Origin of the sequence: Haloimpatiens massiliensis (assembly GCF_900184255.1) — a bacterium.
GTDB classification, from domain to species: Bacteria; Bacillota; Clostridia; order Clostridiales; family Clostridiaceae; genus Haloimpatiens; species Haloimpatiens massiliensis.
The window spans coordinates 57932-77315 of record NZ_LT854637.1 but is presented as its reverse complement, the minus strand read 5'-3'; the positions used below and the strand labels follow the sequence as shown (position 1 = coordinate 77315).

Sequence of the window (19384 nt, the reverse complement as noted above, 5' to 3'; positions counted from 1 at the left end):
GTCAAAGATTTGCTTAAGTCTATGACTAGCTACTAATTTTCTAAAAACTCAACTAACATTATTTATTTAAAGCTTCTAATAATTTTTCTATATCCATTCCGTGAACCATAGCCGCTTCTTCTAAAGTTTCAGCTTGAGCTGATGGACATCCAACACAACCCATACCAAAGTTCATTAAAATTGGAGCTGCCTCTGGTTTTTTGCTTAATATTTCACCTATTGTCATGTCTTTAGTTATCATTTATATCACTCCCTTCTTTGCAATTTTTATTTTATCACAAAAACTAGGTAAAAACACCATAAATTTATCATATTATAGTTTTCAATATTAGTGTTTACACAAAAACCTATTTTGTTACTAAGAACTTAATGGAAGAAAAAAATTCTATGTTTATTTGAATTTAATTTGTGTTATAAGCTTATTACATCTTTGACTTATTATCTCTTTTCATATACCTAAAAAAGGCATATAACCTGCACATCACAGGCTACATACCTTTATTTAATCTCTTTAGTTAATTTGCTTAATTAAATTTCACTTACTTTTATAGTTTGATCTCTTCTTGGTCCTACAGAAACTATAGACACCTTAACTCCTGTAACTTCTTCTATTTTCTTCAAATAAATCTTAGCATTTTCCGGAAGCTCTTCGTATTTTCTAGCATCCTTAATACTTTCATCCCAACCATCAAACTCTTCATAAACAGGCTCACATTGAGCTAGTTTTTTTAGACTTGCTGGGAAGTAGTCTATAACTTCTCCATTGCACTTGTAGCCTACACAAACCTTTATTTTTTCAAGACCTGCTAAAGTATCTATTTTAGTTACTGCAAAGCTTGTAAGTCCTGATATTCTTGCAGAACTTTTTAGAATTACAAGGTCAAGCCACCCACATCTTCTAGCTCTTCCTGTAGTAACTCCAAATTCATGACCTTTTTCTCTTAACCAATCACCCATTTCATCTTCTAGCTCTGTTGGGAAAGGTCCCTTTCCTACTCTTGTAGTGTAAGCTTTAGCAATGCCTACAGCACTATTTAGCATAGTAGGTCCAACACCGCCTCCAGTACAAACACCGCCAGCTATAGTGTTTGAAGATGTTACAAATGGATATGTTCCGTAGTCTATGTCAAGCAGTGTTCCTTGAGCACCCTCAAATAAAACATTCTTACCAGATTTTATAGCATCGTGTACAGTTACAGATATATCTTTTACAAATGGTCTCATTCTCTCTGCAAAATCTAAATATCTTTCGTATATTTCATTAAAATCTAAAGCTTCTCCGCCTAAAACTTTAGTTATAAATGGATTTTTTATATCTAAAGCAGCTTGTAATTTTTCTTTAAATGTATCTTCTTCTAAAATATCACATACTCTTATGCCGCTTCTTTCCATTTTATCTGTATAACAAGGTCCTATTCCCTTTCCCGTAGTTCCTATGTCATTTTTCCCTCTTTTGCTTTCCTTTAACTTATCCAATATCTTGTGGTATGGCATTATTAGTTGTGCTCTATCGCTTATTAAAAGCTTTTCTGGAGTAACTCTTACTCCTAATCCCTCTAAATAATCTATTTCGCTAAATAAAGCTTCTGGGTCCACTACTACACCATTACCTATCACATTTAATTTATTATCATACAATATACCTGATGGTATTAAGTGAAGCTTATATTGTTTATCGCCTACCTCTACAGTATGTCCTGCGTTATTTCCTCCTTGGAATCTAACAACTACCTGAGCCTCTTCTGCTAAGTAATCAGTCATCTTTCCTTTTCCTTCGTCTCCCCATTGGGCACCTAAAATTACAAATGAAGACATATAAATTCCTCGCTTTCTTACCTCTTTAATATAAGAGTATTTCTAACCATAATTTAAAGTAATCTTAATTAATATATGATTTAAATTTTTAACAAATTATATTATACACTTTTTACGAACATTTGCATACTTTTTTTAAAAATCCTTCATGATTTTTATGCTCTAGACGTAATGTCCCTAGCCACTACTACTCCTGTAGTAGATGCCTGCATCAAACCTCTTGTTATTCCAGCTCCATCTCCTATTGTATATAGATTTTCTATAGATGTTTTGAAATTATCATCTGTAGCAAACTTGCTTGAATAAAATTTAACCTCCACACCATAAAGTAGTGTGTTTTTACTGTATAAGCCTGGCGCAATATTGTCAAAAGCTTTAAGAGCTTCAACTATGGAAACTAAATGCCTTTGAGGAAGCACAAAGCTTAAGTCTCCTGGTACTGCTGATTTAAGAGTAGGTATTGTAGTTGATTTTTTAATTCTTGATGCATTAGTTCTCCTTCCCTTTAATAAATCCCCTAATCTTTGCACCATTATTCTATCATCCGCAAGCATATTACCAAGTTTTGCAATGTATTTGCCATACTCTATAGGCTGATTAAAAGGCTCTGTAAAGGATGTAGAAACAAGCACTGCAAAGTTCGTGTTTTCTGTTCTAAGTTCCTTTTGAGAATAACTATGACCATTAACTACAGCTATTTTGCCATCATCATAGTGTTCCTCTGAAACCACTCCACCCGGATTCATGCAGAAAGTTCTAACTTTATTATCAAAGGTATCTGAATAGTAAACTAGTTTAGCTTCATATAGGTCTTTTGTTAAGTGGTCCATAACAGAATTAGGTACCTCCACTCTGACTCCTATATCTACTGCATTGTTTGTGACCTTTAAGTCCAATTTTTTAGCTTGATTAGAAAGCCACTCTGCTCCACCTCTTCCTGGCGCTACTACAACGAACTTTCCATTTATTTGCTTTTCCTCACCCTTATTTAATACCTTGACTCCTGCTGCCTTATTATCCTCAACTATTATATCTAAAGCTTCTGTTAGCTCACTAAATTCTGTATTTGTTTTCTCTACTAGATAATGATACATTCCTTTTAAAACTTCATAGGCCTTTTCTGTACCCAAATGTCTTACAGGGCATTCTACAAGCCTTATATTGTGCTTACTTGCTCCATATTTTATTTCCTCAACTCTTTCATTATTAATCCCGTGAATTTCTTTATTTGCTCCAAAATTCAAGTAAATCTCATCGCAGTAATCTATAAGTTCTTTAGCCTGTTTTTCTGTATAATAATCTAAAAGCCTTCCGCCCACTTCTGGACTTAAAGATAGCTTACCATCTGAAAAGGCACCTGCTCCAGACCATCCATAGGTTATGCCACAAGGCTTACATCCCACACATTTTCCAGTAGTTCTTGCAGGACATTTTCTATTTTCTATATTTCTGCCCTTGTCAATTATTAATAAACTCAAATTAGGATTCTTTTTAGTAACTTCTAATGCAGTAAATATTCCTGCTGGACCTGCTCCTATAATAATAACATCATAATTATTTTTCATAGGTTATCACCTCCTTATTTATAGTAGCAAACAGAATTTACAGAGTCAATAATAAATACGAATATTTTTTATTTTTTTTACTGTTATGTTCGTATTTGATGCTTTTACTTTTATTTTTCAAAAATAATGGATAATTTCATTCAATATTTTAAATATTAAAGGTTTATATGCTATAATTAGTTATTGTTACATGTATAAACGTAAAATATTATTTTCATTATATATTGTTTTCATTAGGGAATAATATTATTAATACTTTTGGAAAGGATGTGATTCCGTGAACATTCCAAATATATTAACAGTTTTTAGACTTGCGTTAGTCCCAGCTTTTGCATATATTTTCTTTTCACCTATAAAAAACAGCCTTTTTCTTTCCATAGCCATATTTTTAATAGCTGGAGCCACAGACGTACTGGATGGCTATATTGCTAGAAAGCACAATTTAGTTACTCGATTTGGAATAGTTATGGATCCTTTAGCTGATAAACTTATGCTTGTAACTGTTTTATATTGTCTTACTGTGAAAAACTATATAGTGTCTTGGGTACTTTGGGTAATAATATTAAAAGAACTTTCAATGATAATAGGCGGTACTTTACTTCTGAATAAAGATATGGTGATTCCATCTAATATATTTGGGAAGATTTCCACTCTTTTATTTTATTTATCTATATTTATTTTAATATTTAGCGAATATTTAGGAAAGATACTTATATATGTGGCAGTAGCCAGTGCTATAGTAGCATTTTTTAACTACCTAATTATTTATAATAAAAATGTCAATAAAGTAAAATATTAAAAGTCCTATCTACTTAAGATAGGACTTTTAATATTTTACTTTTTTATGATAATTCTTTATATAGCTGCTCTATTCTTCCCACATATCCTCTACCATTTTCTCTATCTCATCTTTTCTTCTTTTGGTTTCGTCTACATCCACTTTTATTTCTTCTCCTATATTAATTACATCTCCCTCTTTTGCTTCCTTAGGTATTTTAGCTCTTTCTATATCTATCATTTTTTCATTATCTAATTCAACCACTGCAAAATTTCCTTCAAACCTGTCAATTATTCCTTTCATCTTATCATCCCCTCCAATTTTTATTGTATTACTTATGATATATCGTTTATACTAGCATTTTTGTAAATTGTATAAAATCAAATATTATTACAAATGTATCTTTAATTATATCAATTAATAAATAACTTAATCGCAATTAACTTACTTACCATTAAGTTATTTTAAGTACTCTATTATAGGATAATAGGTTAAATTATACCGTTAATCTCTTCAAATTATAATTGGCACAAATGTCCATTTTCTTTAAGCCACTTTCTCCTATATTGATAATCTGGAATAACCTTCGCCACTTCCATCCAAAAATCTCTAGAGTGATCCATATGCCTAATATGGCAAAGTTCATGCACTATAACGTAATCTATTATATATGGTGGTGCCATTATGAGTTTCCAATTTAGAGTTATATTTCTCTTAGATGAGCAGCTGCCCCATAAAGTCTTTACTTCTTTCACCGTTATCCTATTCGGGTAGATCTCCATATTTTTAGAAAAGAACTCCATTCTTTCTTTAAAAAAATTCAGTGCCTTTTTAAAGTAAAATTCTTTTATAACTTCCTTCATATACTTTCTTCTAGTTTTGTTGTCATCTAAATTATTGACAATAATAACGTATAAATTACCCCCCTCTATATACACATTCTCACTATTATATTTACTTTCTTTTAATTGTTTATCAAAGAAATCAATTACCAAAATATCTTTATCTAAAAAACATTTACCATCATCACAATTTTTAAAACAATTTAATATTCTTAAAGTATATTCTTTTCCCAGTAAATAAAACTTTTCTCCATTTTCAAATCTTCTACATATTTTTTCAAGCTGTCTTTCTTTCATTAACTCTAACTTTTTCAAAATCCATTCAGCTCTTTTTTCTAATATTTCATCTATATAAATACTTTTTAAATTAGCAGGCGTAGATATTATAACATGCGCTTCCTCAGTTACAGTTATACCTATAGTTTTTCGCTTACTTCTTTTTAATGTATATTTTATTTCCTTTCCATTGTAAATAAAACTATTCATGAAATCCTCTCCTAGTTTATATATAAATATAACTTATTTCTATACAATTTTGTTAACTGAACATGGTTATATACTAGACTTTCCCTCATTAATATTCAAGTTTTTTTAAATATACCTTTATTTATTTATTGACAATTATAAATTAAACTTTTATAATGAACATAGTTCATTCAAAGATTAAAATACTCCATAACATATCATATAAGATATGTTTTTTGTTAAAATTTAATGAACGTAGTTCATTCAAAAAGGAGGGTATACAAGTGCTAATTTATGCAATACTTTTTATTAATTTAGCTCTTATATTTTACACTATAGGAGTTTGGAGTGAAAAAAAACAAGGCACATTAAAAAAATGGCATGTTATTATATTTTGGGTAGGTTTGATTTGTGACACTTTAGGCACTACTGCCATGGGTAAAATAGCTAGTACTAATTTTAAATTTAATTTTCATGGCATAACAGGATTACTAGCAATACTATTAATGCTTTTCCATGCATTATGGGCATCAATAGTATTGTTCAAAAATAATAAAGAAATGAAATTAAAATTCCATAAATTTAGTATAATAGTCTGGATTATTTGGTTAGTTCCTTTTTTATCTGGAGCAATATTCGGAATGACAAGATGATTTAATTTATCCACTTTATAGATCTAGGTATATTCAAAAAAACTTATTTGTGTTATAATTTTAAATATTATTCTATGTAAATATTTAAAGTATTATAATATTGTAGATATAATTTTATTATTTAGTAAGACTTTGTTTTATGCAAACATTAGAGGAGGTGTAAAGATGGACTTAAAAGTTAGTTTCTGTATGCAAGATTATCTTGCTATAGTTCAGAACGTAACATTTAATTTTGGGTACTTTAGGGAAAGTGCGTCCAAAATTAAATATTATGTAAACTAACTTGAAGTAGCATCTTTATACTTTTTTCGGTTGAAATATATTATTATAACCTCATTAAACCTAAGTAGAAAGACTCTACTTAGGTTTTTTTATACGCACTAGGGATGGGTGGGCTAATGTAACACTTTCAGTAAACTTTAAATGCGTTATTATGGAGGTTTTAAAATGGATTATAAAAAAAATTTACGAAGAAATATAAATTTAAATTATCTGTTTATTTTTCTAAACAGATTAGACTTAACTCAAGGAGTATGGATGATATATCTAGCTAGTAAAGGTTTGTCCCTTGCTAAACTTGGTCTACTAGAAGGTATATTTCATACAACTTCTTTTCTTATGGAAGTACCTACAGGTGCTGTTGCAGATATTTACGGAAGAAATGTCAGCAGAACCTTAGGACGAGTATTCTGTATTATAAGTAATATTGTATTGATTTTCTCCACCAACTTTTATCTATTTGCTCTTTCTTTCGCAATACTAGCCATATCTTATAACTTAGAATCTGGCGCTGGAGAAGCTCTGATTTATGATTCTCTTAAAGAGTTGGGCGAAGAAAAAAGCTATATGAAAATAAATGGATTTAATGAAATGATATTAGAGATAAGTTGTATATTTGCTCTTATGCTAGGAGGATATTTAGCTCACAAAAACTATCTATGGCCCTTTGCCTTAAGTGCTGTTTTTGCAGGCATAGCTCTTTTAGAGTCCACGTTATTTCAAGAACCTAATGTGGGTAGAAACAAAGATTTAGATAATATACATCCCTTTAAAATTTTTAAAAACCAAACTTTAAATAGCTTTAAAATAGTAAAAGATACTAAGAAAATATCCTTACTTATTGTATTTGCAGAAGTTATGTCAGTGTTTGGAACAAGCCTCTTTTACTATTTACAAAATTACTGGAAAAGTAATGGCTTAAATGAATTTAAAATAGGAATTATATTTGCCATTTCCTCATTAATAAATGCATTTATAGCTCCTCATGTTCATAAAATAGAACAGCTTTTTAAAGAACGTCTTTTATTAATTTTTTTACCTATAGTTACATGTATTTTCATATGGTGCATAGCTTTCACAAACTATTCCTATGCATTTTTCATAGCTATAGAAATACTGCAAACTATAATGTATATTGTAACCAGTGATTATTTAAACAAACTTATTCCCAGCGAAAACAGAGCAACTATTCTATCTTTTCAAAGCATGGTGTTTAGCTTTTTTATGATATTTCTATTCCCCCTCATAGGAAAAATAGGAGATCTATTCTCTCTAAATGCCGCTTTTAAGTTTCTAGGAATTATTTCTGGAATTTTTGCTGTACTCAATGTTTTCATAATCTGTTGTGACAATAATTAAGAATATTATGAAGTAATACATTGAAGAAAAATCTGATTTTAATTCCGTAATAAATGTGTAATTTGGGACTGTTCACAATACGCCAAGAACTTCTAAATGTCTCACAGTTAAAGCCCCTAAAGCTTTCAAACTCACTCGTTCCTCGTTCAAACATGAAAGCTTCTTAACGTGTCTTTAACTGTGAGACATAAGAAGTTCTAAGGCTAGTTCAATAGTCCCAAATTCCACATTTATTACTACATTAAAATCAGATTTTTAGTTTAATATGTATGTGTTTTGGGAGGAGAAGCCTACTAAAGGATAATTTTCCTCCGCTTCGCTATGGAAAATCTTTTATTTATAAAAAAGAGAACGCTCATAATATTTTTTAGGCGTAGCCTTTCGTTTAATCTACAATCCTAGTTATTAATAATATTTTAATTAATTATGGGATATAAATAGTCAATTTGATTAATAACTAGTGCATACCAAATTATTGAAATATTAAATAAAACTTAATATTTCTTGGCGTATTGCGAACAGTCTTAAAAAATACATTTATTGTGGACTTAAAGACAGATTTTTCTTATGGCACTTGCTTCACAATTTATGCTAACAGTTCACTAAGGTTCGTGCCTGCTTCTTTTTCTGCCTCACTTAATATTTCCCTAGCTATTTCTCTAAATTTTCTATAATCATCATTGAGCTTCTCTAAATATAAATCAAACTGATTTCCCTTTCCTCCTACACTATTCATAAGGTCTGCTCCTTTTTTCAAGTTATCCACATAATTATCTCTAAAGTTTTTATCATTTCTTAAAGATTTCAAGAAATTCACATTAGATTCTTCGACTTCCTTCATAGTCTTTTCATCTCTATTTAATACATTTTTTACAAATTGATTTTTAGTATTTATAAACTCATCTAAAGCTTCTTCTCCCATGTTATCTATCATTTTAATAAATGGATGATTTTCCTCTGCTTCTTCTAAATTGTCTAGATATTCCACCATATTTAACCATGTTTTTCTCTTTTCATCACTGTCTATACATATATCTAGAAATGCTCCATAGTTTGCCACAAACATTTTGCCAAAGCTACCAGGGAAGGTTCTCATAATAGCCTCCCCAATGTATTCTTTTTTGTCTTCTAGAGAAAGCTCCAAACTTTTATTTAATTTATTTATACTGTTACCTACCTCTTCAACGTTTTTATAATCACCAAACTCTTTTTCTAAAAAACTCTGTACAACACTTTTAGTGTTTTGAAGATTTGCTATTTCATTTTGTATTTTTTCTAATTTTTCTTTCATAACCTCTGGAATTGTTTTAACTCCATCCATCACATCTTTTATGCTTTTTGTACTAATATCTAAATTTCTTAGTGCACCAATTAAATTTAATTTAATTATATCTTCTTTACCAAATTCTCTATAATTATTTTCTGGATTTTTCTCAGGACATATAAGCCCCTCGCTCTCATAATACTTTATAGCTTTTTTAGTTAATCCAGTCTTTTGAGATGCTTCCTTGATATTCATTTTACTACCTCCACACCGTATATATTACATATGAATATGTTCTTTATATTTGACTTAATTAGTAAAATTTAAATAATTTCTATCTTTACATATTCACATGTTAACTATAATATATTCCTATCTCCAAGGTGCAAGTCAACACAAAAAATTAAACAACCGATTCACATATGCCCTAATCACATATGAATCGGTTGTTAAGCAGATCCTAATTCTTTCATAAAACTTTCATCTGTTATTTGAATTCTAAAACCTTCCTTTCCCTATAGTCTTCCTAGAAAAATTTCTTCCTTGAAGCTACACATATTAAACTAAAATCTTTTAATAAGCTTATAATTAATTACAGCTTTATTATTAAATGACTTGTGTTTCTAATAATATATTAATCTACTAATTAAATAAATTATTAATCATTATTTACCACTTACTAATTCACCTTTAAATCTCTTAAACAACTTATCTCTTATTTACTAAATTACTTATTTATAAGGTTTAGAGATTTTCACTAAATTTTTAATTACTGAATACATAACCTTTAGGGTTATTGTAAGAATTAGGATCTACGAATGTAGAAATTTTTTGACTATCCCATGGGTCTGTACCTTCACTTTCTATAAATTAGTGATTTAATAATACTCGGTAAATAAATTAATTTTTTGGTGGTCTCACTCCTTTCTATCACTCCCTATATTTTTTAAAACTCCATTGAATCTTTGATATAATGAAGTTTTACTGGAGCAACTATTGTTTTGTTTTTGTTATTATAATAATATAATATTCTGATAATTTTGTCAACGGTTTTTGATAACTTTTTCAAGAATTTTTTGTATATTGAAATGTAGCCATGTGTATCTTTCATTTTTAATTATTAAAAACTACAAACTAAGAATCTTTTATAATTCCTAATTTGCAGCCTTATCTTTGACTATACACTATCCTTATATACTCTAAATCGTTAATTTTTATTATTTTTTTTTGAATTATTATTTATGTTGTTATTCTGTAAAATTGATTCTAAACTCTGCTGCTGAGCAGCTATAATTAATATTATACATCCTACACCTGTAATAAAATTTCCTAAAACATTTAATTCGTTTGCATTTTTATTTTCTGATAAAGCAATAGCAACAACAGCTGCTAACGCTGCTAATTCCTTGGGACTGCAGTCGTTTATGTCTGACACTTTATCATACCACCTCTAGAGCAATCATAATATATTAAATGCTATTAGGATTATTTTTGTTACAATTTTAAAAAGCTGGCACTATGCTACCTTTATACTTTTCTTCTATAAATTTTTTAATTTCAGGTGAAGTTAAAACCTTTGATAACGCTTTTATATATTTTTTATCCTTATCTTCTTTTCTAACAGCTATTATATTTGCATAAGGTGAATCCTTATCTTCAAGAACTAAAGCATCTTTTGTTGGATTTAATTTTGCTTCAATAGCAAAATTAGTGTTTATAACTGCAGCATCTACATCTGGAAGTATTCTTGGAAGTTGTGGTGCATCTACTTCTGTTATTTTTAAATTCTTTTTATTTTCTGTAATATCTAGTTTGGAAATAATTTCTCCATCCTTAACCTTTATAAGTCCAGCACTTTGTAAAACTTTAAGAGCTCTTGAACCATTAGTTGGATCATTTGGGACTGCTATCTCTGCACCATCTTTTATATCTTTTATGTCCTTTAATTTCTTTGAGTATACTCCCATAGGCTCAATATGAACTTTTACAGTATAGTCTAAGTCTAATTTTTTTTCTTTTACAGTCTTATTTAAAAATGGAACATGTTGAAAGAAATTAGCATCTAATTGACCTTCTGCAAGGGCTATGTTAGGTGTTTGATAATCTGTGAACTCTACTATTTTTATAGTGTACCCTTCTTTTTTAATTAATTCCCCAGCCTTTTCTAATATTTCTCTATGAGGCACTGGTGATGCTCCCACTACTATTTCTTTCTTATCCTTATCCCCCTCTGTACTCTTTTTGTCTCCTTCTGCTTTTGCCCCACAACCTATTATTGCTGTGCTTAGAAATAAAACTCCTAGCAATGCACATATTTTCTTTTTCATTTTAAAATTCCTCCTTTTAATTTATCTAAAACTTAGTATTTATAAACTCTCCTTTAGCTTGCTACACTGAAACTGGAAATTCTTAACTAAAATTTATTTACTTAATCTTTTATATGCAATATCTCCAATCCCTTGAATTAACTGCACAAGAATCACTAATATTATTATGGTATATACCATTACTTGGGTATCAAACCTATAGTAACCGTATTTAATAGCTACATCACCTAATCCACCAGCTCCTACAACTCCTGCCATAGCTGAATAACCAATTAAATTTATTACAGTTAAAGTTATTCCTCGAACCATTGATGGAAAAGCTTCTGGAAATATTACCTTAATTAATATTTGAAAAGTATTAGCTCCAAAAGACTTAGCTGCTTCTATAAGCCCATGTTCTACTTCCTTTAAAGAAGATTCCATGACCCTTGCTGCAAAGGGAAATGCTCCTATAGTGAGTGGCACCACTGCTGCTGTTCTACCTATGCTTTTACCCACTATAACTTTAGTAAGAGGAATAACTGCTATCATAAGTATTATGAATGGAAAAGATCTTAATATATTTATAAATCCATCTACTATGCGATAAATAAATTTATTAGGTTTAAGCCCTTTCTCATCAGTTACAACTAAAACAACTCCAAATATTAGTCCGATTAGAAGTGTAAAAGCCGTAGAATAGCCTACCATATAAATTGTGTCTTTTAATGCTGGAATAAAAACCTCATTAATCAATTAAACCACTTCCCATCTTATATTTTTTGAATCTAGATAACCGCATATATCTTGCTTATGTTCTTTGTTTACATTTATAATTAAGCTTCCTAAAACTTCTTGTCTAAAGTTTTCTAGCTTTCCCCATACTATAGAAAAATCTATCTGAAGTTCTCTAGCCATGGAAGTAATTATTGATTGATTACTTACTTCAGAAGGGAAGAAGATCTTTATATTAAATCCATGCTCTGGCAAAAGCTCGTCCCCACATAATAGATCTCTTAATTCTCCTTCTGGGGTTAGAAACAGTTCCTTAACTAGTCCAGAATCCTTAATTTTTCCATCCTTCATAAGCACTATTCTATTACATACTTGCTTTATAACTTCCATCTGATGTGTAACTATAATTACTGTTATGGCAAGCTTCTCACTTATTTCTTTTATAAGATTTAATATTGAGTTTGTAGTTTGAGGATCTAATGCTGATGTAGCCTCATCACATAATAATATCTTTGGTTCTAAAGCCAGTGCTCTGGCAATAGCTACTCTCTGTTTTTGTCCACCACTTAACTGATTAGGCTTGCTTTTAGCTTTATTTTCAAGACCTACAAGTTTTAAAAATTCTTTAACTTTTTTATCAATATATACCTTGTCTTTCTTCCACACCTTAAGTGGAAGGGCCACATTGTCATATACATTCTTAGAATTCAATAAATTAAAATTTTGAAATATCATGCCCATATTTTTTCTTAAATCTCTCATTTTTTTGCCGCTTAAATTTGTTACTTCCGCCCCCATTACTCTAATACTACCTTGCTCATAGCGCTCTAGCCCATTTAGACATCTAAGCAAAGTAGACTTTCCAGCTCCACTGTGCCCTATAATTCCAAAAATTTCACCTTTATTTACACTTAAGCTTACATTCTTAAGGACTTTAGCATTTCCAAAGCTCTTATTTACATTAACAACCTCTATAATACTTGAATTTGAATAACTATTTTCCATTCTTCTACCTCCTTAAGGCTTAACCCTGAATTTAAAAACTTAATTATTATTTCCAAAGAAATATTTCATATATAAGAAAAGACCCGAGAATATCTCGAGCCTTGAAATATCCTCATCTTTCGGCAATGCCGCTGGATTTAGCACCTTTACTGCTTTTTACAGTATGGTTGCTGAGCTTCATAGGGCCAGTCCCTCCACATCTCTTGATAAGTTCTCTATTAAATTTTTTAAAAACTTTGCTAACAATTTTCAGATTTCTCGTCACTGTTTTCAATAATAATTCTATGAACTAACTACTTATAAAAAATTAAAAGCCTGAGGATATCCTCAGGCTAAACCTTCACTGTATCCTCATCTTTCGGCAATTGCCGCTGGATTTAGCACCTTTATTGCTTTTTGCAATATGGTTGCTGAGCTTCATAGGGCCAGTCCCTCCGCATCTCTTGATAAGATATAATATTTATTTTTAAATCGTTATTTAAGATTATATTAGCTTTTTTTTATAATGTCAACATATTTTTTGCGTTAAAAGTGAATTTTATAATTAAACATATAATAATATTTTCATCGTTCGTGTAATTGCCTAAATATGTATCCAGTGCTATAATCACTTATTGCGTAGTGGAATCACTGGTTTTATTACCAGTAATAATTCCTAATCTATAAAAGACTTTTTGTGTTAAAATTGAAATAATGTTTTATGAAAAGTGAGGTGTTTTTTATGAGTAATGTTGCAGGCAGTGGCTGTGAAATATTAGTACCCTTTAATGAAAGAAAGCCTCTTAAGGAAATTGAGAGAAGTCTAGTAAAAACCTATAGAAAAAATATATGGTCCAAATTTATTAAAGCCATAAAGGATTATAAATTAGTAGAAGATGGAGATAAAATAGCTGTAGCCATTTCCGGTGGAAAAGACAGTTTATTAATGGCTAAACTATTTCAAGAACTTCAACGTCATGGCCAAATGAAATTTGATTTGGAATTTATAGCTATGGACCCCGGTTATCATGAGGATATAAAAAAATTACTAATAGACAACTGTGAGTATTTAAATATTCCTATTAACATATTTGAATCTGGTATATTTGAAATAGTAGATAATATAGCACAAGACTATCCTTGTTATATGTGTGCAAGAATGCGCAGAGGGGCATTATATTCAAAAGCACAAGAATTAGGATGTAACAAACTAGCTCTTGGGCATCATTTTGATGATGTTATAGAAACAACCTTATTAAATGTATTGTATTCTGGAAATTTTAAAACCATGCTTCCAAAATTAAAATCTTCCAACTTTAAGGGATTACATTTAATAAGACCATTATACTATATTAATGAACGTCATATTCAGCGTTTTACTCAAAATAGCGGCATTTGGCCTCTTAATTGTGCATGCATGGTTGCAGCTAAAAAAATAGGAAATAAACGTTATGAAATTAAAGAATTAATTAAGCAAATGAAACAAAATTTTAAAGACGTAGATAAATCCATATTTAGAGCTGCCCAAAATGTTAACATGGACTCAATTTTAGGTTGGGAAAAGGATGGAAAAAAACATTCTTATTTAGATTTTTATGATGAAGATTAAATTTTAAAAATAGAAGGAGCTGGATGAATATATTACTAGATTATAAAAATTTAAATTATTATTACTCTAGATTATTACTTCTCCTGCTCTTACCCTTTTATTTCTTATTATTGTCCATATCTTTAAAAAAAGTATCTATTATTTTTTCTGCCATTCTCTTTTGAATACTGGCTGCATTTATTAATAAAAGCACCATTAACAGTAACTTAGCCCTTTCATCTTTTTCATCTGCATTTGAAGAATTATAAAACTCTTCTCCTATTTCCTCTAAACTTTTTTCGAAACCTTCCTTGATTTCCATTTCCTTACCGTTTTTTAATTCTAAGAATTTAGAGTAAATATTACACAAGTATTCATTATTCTCTTTATCCTGTGGCCCCTCTTGTAATTGTTTTAATAATGGACTTAATAAAAGACTTATATCATTTATTGATAAAATTTGTTTTAAACTATATATTAAGTTTAATAATATAATATTTTCCTTAGTGTATTTTTTATTTTTTACTGGAAGTAGTATCCTTGCCTTAGCGTAGTTATTTATCATAGTTTTAGTTAATATTTTTTCTTCTTCTTCACGCTTTAAACTGCTTAATTTATCATCAAAAAAACTAGTTACTTGATCCATGTATAAATCCACACAAGGTATATCATGAATTTTTATATCTTCAATTACACAAACTTCATCTATAAGCTTCTTAAGTTTTTCTTCATCTAAATACATAATACCACCTCAATTATAAATTATTAATAATTCACTAATATTAGTATAGCACTATATAGTATCCCTTACTATACAAATACATATTTATATAATAAATCATAATATATATCGAAAATTAAAGTTCACACTGTATATTTTAATTTATTTGCAGATTACTATTGATTTTATCCCTAAATTACTCTATTTAAAACTTGAAGATTAGTAATTACTATTGTAGTATATGAATATACCATTATATAGTTTTTAAAACTACGTGTTGGCATGTGTTTATTTTTCTTAACTCCTTATATATGATAAAAAATTTATAATAATGATTATCCCTCAAAAGCATTACATTACCTGAATTATGAAATTTCTCTGGAATGACTTGCATAAGAAGCAAAAGAACTGTTTAAATTTATTGTTCCGAGCTCTTATGCAAGTCATGGAGGAGAAATTTCATAATTCCACTACATTGTACCTTATTGTGGAGTAATCATAATAATTATTAAAGGATGTGTTTAATTTGATTAGAAAAATGAGAGAACCTGTAAGCGGCTTAACTCATCTTTTAGGTGTCGGTCTTTCTATCTTAGGGCTTATACTTTTAATACACAATTCTCTTGTATTTTCAAAACCTTACTACATACCAGGTTTTGTGATATTTGGTGTTAGCTCCATATTACTTTACACAGCTAGTTCCGTATATCATTTATTATCAGTACAAGAAAAAATCATAAAAGTTTTAAGAAGAGTAGATCATTCCATGATATATATACTCATTGCAGGAACATATACACCTATATGTCTAATTGCATTAAAAGGAACCTTAAGCAAAGTACTTTTTATAACCATCTGGACTTTAGCAGCAGTTGGTATTATGCTAAAAATCTTTTGGTTTAATGCACCAAGATGGCTTTCTACTCTGTTCTATGTAATTATGGGATGGATTGCCGTAATAGCTATATATCCTCTTTGGAAAACCCTATCACCATCAGGAATATTTTGGCTTATAGCTGGTGGATTATCTTATACCATCGGTGCAGTAATTTATGCTACTAAAAGACCAAGAATAGCTTCCAAAATCTTTGGATTTCATGAAATATTTCATTTGTTTGTGATGCTAGGGAGTTTCTGTCACTTTTGGATGATGCTTAAATATGTAATGTTTGTATAAAAATATTTAAAAATCAAATATATAAAAACTGCTTTTAATTTTGTAAGTAATTAATATTAGGAACTATTAACATTGATAACCTTGTAATAATTTACTTATGTTATTAGAGGCAGTTTTTTATTTAAATTCAAACTTAAACATTAACTTTTCTGTTACTATTTAGCAACTAGTTCTTAACCACTAAAATAGTTTTATTGAATATACTATTAGTATACAGTGAAGAATGCATTAAGTCTTATAATAATGTTTCTAAAAAATTATTAATTTTAACTATTATATTGATTAAATATATTTGTTAAAGTTAATAATCTAAATAAGCTTTTATTTTTTACATAGTTATAAATTATTTTTAAGCTATTATAATAATTATTTAAATTATAAGGAGGATCTTATCATGTTCTTTAAATTTAACAAAAAGTCTTTATCTTATTTTATTTTAGTAATCTGTTTTACCTCATTAATAGGGGTTGCTTCATTATCAAACACTAGGGCTGCATCAACTACTGATTTTAAGAAAACGAATGCAACCTTAAAAAACGCCCCTTCAACAAAAAATAATAGTATTACTTCTGAAACTAGTATACTAGCTAAAGATTCTAGTAAACCACTAGCTACTTCACCAGTAAAAAATATTAAATCTTATAACACTAAAAAATATACTTTAAAGCTTGAAAACAAAAACTTAATTAATCAACAAAAAAATTCAAATATTTCAATTAATAATATCAAGTGTGACAACAAAAATACTGCTAAAAAAATTAACAATATCAAAACTAATGACAAAAGTGTTATTAAAAGAAATAATACCATTTCTAATAAGGANCATAGACTTTTTTATTTTCTAAATGTGATTGATGAAATTGACACTTTTCTATAGGATTTTTAGCCCGTGACGAAGGCTTTGTCTTCTTACAGATAGTATCATCAATAATCACATAAATAGGCTTTCCTGTATCACGAGATAACTGCCAAATTTTATTAACTGCGAACTTTTGTAATGCTCTCAAAATATAATCTTCATTCCATGGGCTTTTGGATAAAAATTGACCTATGGATGTTCTATAAGTACTCTGATAGCAACTTTCAGCTATATGAATAACTTTGCCATCATACCCACGACCTACGGCTGCAAAGATAAATTCACAAACATGTTTTAATTGAGGCAGTGTTAAATATAATGATAATCCAAGTTTAATTATGAAATTGTTAATCTCTTTATTATATGGTATATTATTTTCTGTAGACATTTATATTCATCCTTTGTTTATGTTTTCTGACAGAAATATAATACACTAGGATATTATGAATGTCTATTTTTATTCCATAATTTGTTATGAAATTTGCTCATTTAAAGAAGGAAATTATAAATTTATTATCTAATTCATACAAGAGCATGAGGAATTTGGAGAGCTTCTATATAAATCATCCACCATTCCAAGAATTTAATAATTATACTTATATGAAAATGCCTAAAAGCATAACATCTCATGAATTGCTTGTTGCTTATTTAAATAAAAATCTTAATTTAAATAAATACTTTACTAATGATTATATTGAAAGATTAACAAATTATGTTTTTAACAAAAAAATTGATGGGCAATATTATATGTCGGTAGGACAATTTGGTCAAATTTTTAATATGAAAAATGCTAAAATAACATCAACAAAATATGAAGGTAATAAACTATATGTAACTTTCCAAGGATACTATGATGAAATTGACTTTAAAACTGAAAAAGCTACTTTAGTTTTTGATGGAACAAATTGGCTAGTAGATACTGCTACTTTTTCACCTTGGTAAAATTTAATGCAAATAAAAAGGGGTTTTGAATAGTTCCCAAAACCTCTTTTTATTTATATTAAAAAAATATAATTTTTACTGGATTTTATAATAATTTAAAACCAAGCTCTCCTTCTATCTTTGATTTTCCTATTGTATCAATCATATCTCCAAATCTTTCTTTTGTATTTCCATTTTCCTTATAGAAAAGTATAGATTTCTCTAGTATGTCCATAACCTCTTCCTTTGAGAAAATTCCTTGTATGGCCTGTCCTGGTCTCGTTTTTTTGCCCCATTTACCACCTAGATATACTTTAAATCCTTCCTTTTCAACTGCTGTAGCATCAAAATAGCATGCCTCTAAGCATTTGCCACAATTAACACATTTCTCCCTATCTATTGTTGGCTTTTGCCCTTCTTTTTTATTTATAGCTCCATGAACACAAGCTTTCTCCATTCCACAATTGTTACATGCTTTGCACTTATCTTCTTCTATTCTGATCTTTCTCTGGCCTACTATGCCAAAATCATTTAAATCTGGCTTAATACAGTTGTTGGGACATCCTCCAATACCTATTTTAAATTTATGAGGAAGAGAAATGCCTCTCCATCCTTCATAAAAAGTATTGTGTATTTCCTCTGCTAAAGCTTGAGTATCTGCTAAGCCATAGACACAAACTGTTCCCTTGCAAGCGGTTACTGGTCTTATCTTATCCCCAGTACCACCACTATATAATCCTAATTCTTTTAATTCTTCTTTTACCTTTTCTATATTTTCATACTCTATCCATGGGATTTCTACTGTAAGTCTTGTGGTGTAACTTACATATCCCCTTCCATATTTCTCAGCAATTTCACTAATTTTTTTCATCTCTTCAGCTGTATTACATCCATTCTTCGTTATAACTCTACAAGCAAAATAACCATCTTGTCTTTGAGGTAAAAATCCTTGTCCTTTTAATTTTTTCTTTTCTTCAGCTGTTATATTTCTCATATCTAATTCCCCCATATTTAATTTTTAGTTTTGCACTAAACTATGCTATATTTAATAATTATTTTATCTGTAACAACTA

Annotated in this window: 18 protein-coding genes and 2 riboswitches; of the genes, 6 read left to right on the top strand and 12 right to left on the bottom strand. The window is 29.2% G+C overall.

Annotated features, from left to right (window positions below; all coding sequences use genetic code 11):
* Positions 1 to 58: 58 nt before the first annotated feature.
* The 3 genes from C1715_RS03545 to C1715_RS03535 form a co-directional block, all read right to left on the bottom strand.
* Complete coding sequence (locus C1715_RS03545; RefSeq protein ID WP_035293045.1) at positions 59 to 241, bottom strand: DUF1858 domain-containing protein; 183 nt, start codon at positions 239 to 241, stop codon at positions 59 to 61.
* Between the two features lie 287 nt (positions 242 to 528).
* The gene (locus C1715_RS03540; protein ID WP_102399287.1) at positions 529 to 1815 is read right to left on the bottom strand and encodes an adenylosuccinate synthase; all 1287 of its coding nucleotides are present in this window, start codon (positions 1813 to 1815) and stop codon (positions 529 to 531) included.
* A 155-nt stretch (positions 1816 to 1970) separates the two neighbouring features.
* A complete protein-coding gene (locus tag C1715_RS03535; RefSeq protein ID WP_102399286.1) occupies positions 1971 to 3380 on the bottom strand; it encodes an NAD(P)/FAD-dependent oxidoreductase in 1410 nt (469 codons plus the stop codon).
* A 277-nt stretch (positions 3381 to 3657) separates the two neighbouring features.
* Here C1715_RS03535 and pgsA point away from each other — a divergent pair, with 277 nt between their 5' ends.
* Positions 3658 to 4179 carry a CDP-diacylglycerol--glycerol-3-phosphate 3-phosphatidyltransferase gene (gene pgsA / locus C1715_RS03530; RefSeq protein WP_102399285.1) on the top strand — a complete coding sequence of 174 codons (522 nt, stop codon included), beginning with the start codon at positions 3658 to 3660 and terminating at the stop codon, positions 4177 to 4179.
* Between the two features lie 69 nt (positions 4180 to 4248).
* Here pgsA and C1715_RS03525 read toward each other — a convergent pair whose 3' ends face one another.
* Both C1715_RS03525 and C1715_RS03520 read right to left on the bottom strand, forming a co-directional pair.
* On the bottom strand, positions 4249 to 4461 hold the full coding sequence (locus C1715_RS03525; protein WP_102399284.1) for a DUF3006 domain-containing protein: 213 nt from the start codon (positions 4459 to 4461) through the stop codon (positions 4249 to 4251).
* Between the two features lie 215 nt (positions 4462 to 4676).
* The gene (locus C1715_RS03520) at positions 4677 to 5486 is read right to left on the bottom strand and encodes a M48 family metallopeptidase (protein ID WP_102399283.1); all 810 of its coding nucleotides are present in this window, start codon (positions 5484 to 5486) and stop codon (positions 4677 to 4679) included.
* A gap of 263 nt (positions 5487 to 5749) precedes the next feature.
* Between C1715_RS03520 and C1715_RS03515 the strand changes: the two genes are divergently transcribed.
* The gene (locus tag C1715_RS03515) at positions 5750 to 6118 is read left to right on the top strand and encodes an HsmA family protein (protein WP_102399282.1); all 369 of its coding nucleotides are present in this window, start codon (positions 5750 to 5752) and stop codon (positions 6116 to 6118) included.
* 447 nt (positions 6119 to 6565) lie between these two features.
* A complete protein-coding gene (locus C1715_RS03510) occupies positions 6566 to 7756 on the top strand; it encodes an MFS transporter (RefSeq protein WP_180963978.1) in 1191 nt (396 codons plus the stop codon).
* Between the two features lie 586 nt (positions 7757 to 8342).
* On the opposite strand, the gene C1715_RS03505 is transcribed toward C1715_RS03510, so the two are convergent.
* The 5 genes from C1715_RS03505 to C1715_RS03485 form a co-directional block, all read right to left on the bottom strand.
* On the bottom strand, positions 8343 to 9275 hold the full coding sequence (locus C1715_RS03505) for a MerR family transcriptional regulator (protein WP_102399280.1): 933 nt from the start codon (positions 9273 to 9275) through the stop codon (positions 8343 to 8345).
* 952 nt (positions 9276 to 10227) lie between these two features.
* Complete coding sequence (locus C1715_RS03500) at positions 10228 to 10455, bottom strand: hypothetical protein (RefSeq protein WP_102399279.1); 228 nt, start codon at positions 10453 to 10455, stop codon at positions 10228 to 10230.
* Positions 10456 to 10522: 67 nt separating this feature from the next.
* Positions 10523 to 11347: a MetQ/NlpA family ABC transporter substrate-binding protein gene (locus tag C1715_RS03495; protein ID WP_102399278.1), complete on the bottom strand. Its 825-nt coding sequence runs from the start codon at positions 11345 to 11347 to the stop codon at positions 10523 to 10525.
* A 93-nt stretch (positions 11348 to 11440) separates the two neighbouring features.
* Complete coding sequence (locus C1715_RS03490) at positions 11441 to 12082, bottom strand: methionine ABC transporter permease (protein WP_180963977.1); 642 nt, start codon at positions 12080 to 12082, stop codon at positions 11441 to 11443.
* Positions 12083 to 13039, bottom strand: a complete 957-nt coding sequence (locus C1715_RS03485; protein WP_102399488.1) for a methionine ABC transporter ATP-binding protein — start codon at positions 13037 to 13039, stop codon at positions 12083 to 12085.
* Between the two features lie 136 nt (positions 13040 to 13175).
* Positions 13176 to 13279, bottom strand: a riboswitch (SAM riboswitch).
* Positions 13280 to 13414: 135 nt separating this feature from the next.
* A riboswitch (SAM riboswitch) is annotated at positions 13415 to 13519 on the bottom strand.
* A 268-nt stretch (positions 13520 to 13787) separates the two neighbouring features.
* Here C1715_RS03485 and C1715_RS03480 point away from each other — a divergent pair.
* Complete coding sequence (locus C1715_RS03480) at positions 13788 to 14654, top strand: tRNA 2-thiocytidine biosynthesis TtcA family protein (RefSeq protein ID WP_102399277.1); 867 nt, start codon at positions 13788 to 13790, stop codon at positions 14652 to 14654.
* 97 nt (positions 14655 to 14751) lie between these two features.
* Here C1715_RS03480 and C1715_RS03475 read toward each other — a convergent pair whose 3' ends face one another.
* Positions 14752 to 15375 carry a DUF1836 domain-containing protein gene (locus C1715_RS03475; protein WP_102399276.1) on the bottom strand — a complete coding sequence of 208 codons (624 nt, stop codon included), beginning with the start codon at positions 15373 to 15375 and terminating at the stop codon, positions 14752 to 14754.
* A gap of 505 nt (positions 15376 to 15880) precedes the next feature.
* Between C1715_RS03475 and trhA the strand changes: the two genes are divergently transcribed.
* A complete protein-coding gene (gene trhA / locus C1715_RS03470; protein ID WP_102399275.1) occupies positions 15881 to 16531 on the top strand; it encodes a PAQR family membrane homeostasis protein TrhA in 651 nt (216 codons plus the stop codon).
* A 1333-nt stretch (positions 16532 to 17864) separates the two neighbouring features.
* Positions 17865 to 18332: a DL-endopeptidase inhibitor IseA family protein gene (locus C1715_RS03455; RefSeq protein ID WP_102399272.1), complete on the top strand. Its 468-nt coding sequence runs from the start codon at positions 17865 to 17867 to the stop codon at positions 18330 to 18332.
* 85 nt (positions 18333 to 18417) lie between these two features.
* Here C1715_RS03455 and C1715_RS03450 read toward each other — a convergent pair whose 3' ends face one another.
* Positions 18418 to 19305 carry a 4Fe-4S binding protein gene (locus tag C1715_RS03450; RefSeq protein ID WP_102399271.1) on the bottom strand — a complete coding sequence of 296 codons (888 nt, stop codon included), beginning with the start codon at positions 19303 to 19305 and terminating at the stop codon, positions 18418 to 18420.
* Positions 19306 to 19384 lie beyond the last annotated feature (79 nt).

Excerpts from the sequence above, each read along its gene's own strand:
- C1715_RS03545 (WP_035293045.1), bottom strand. The coding sequence starts at position 241 with ATGATAACTAAAGACATGACAATAGGTGAAATATTAAGCAAAAAACCA.
- C1715_RS03540 (WP_102399287.1), bottom strand. The coding sequence starts at position 1,815 with ATGTCTTCATTTGTAATTTTAGGTGCCCAATGGGGAGACGAAGGAAAA.
- C1715_RS03535 (WP_102399286.1), bottom strand. The coding sequence starts at position 3,380 with ATGAAAAATAATTATGATGTTATTATTATAGGAGCAGGTCCAGCAGGA.
- C1715_RS03525 (WP_102399284.1), bottom strand. The coding sequence starts at position 4,461 with ATGAAAGGAATAATTGACAGGTTTGAAGGAAATTTTGCAGTGGTTGAA.
- C1715_RS03520 (WP_102399283.1), bottom strand. The coding sequence starts at position 5,486 with ATGAATAGTTTTATTTACAATGGAAAGGAAATAAAATATACATTAAAA.
- C1715_RS03510 (WP_180963978.1), top strand. The coding sequence starts at position 6,566 with ATGGATTATAAAAAAAATTTACGAAGAAATATAAATTTAAATTATCTG.
- C1715_RS03505 (WP_102399280.1), bottom strand. The coding sequence starts at position 9,275 with ATGAATATCAAGGAAGCATCTCAAAAGACTGGATTAACTAAAAAAGCT.
- C1715_RS03495 (WP_102399278.1), bottom strand. The coding sequence starts at position 11,347 with ATGAAAAAGAAAATATGTGCATTGCTAGGAGTTTTATTTCTAAGCACA.
- C1715_RS03480 (WP_102399277.1), top strand. The coding sequence starts at position 13,788 with ATGAGTAATGTTGCAGGCAGTGGCTGTGAAATATTAGTACCCTTTAAT.
- C1715_RS03475 (WP_102399276.1), bottom strand. The coding sequence starts at position 15,375 with ATGTATTTAGATGAAGAAAAACTTAAGAAGCTTATAGATGAAGTTTGT.
- C1715_RS03455 (WP_102399272.1), top strand. The coding sequence starts at position 17,865 with ATGAAATTTGCTCATTTAAAGAAGGAAATTATAAATTTATTATCTAAT.
- C1715_RS03450 (WP_102399271.1), bottom strand. The coding sequence starts at position 19,305 with ATGAGAAATATAACAGCTGAAGAAAAGAAAAAATTAAAAGGACAAGGA.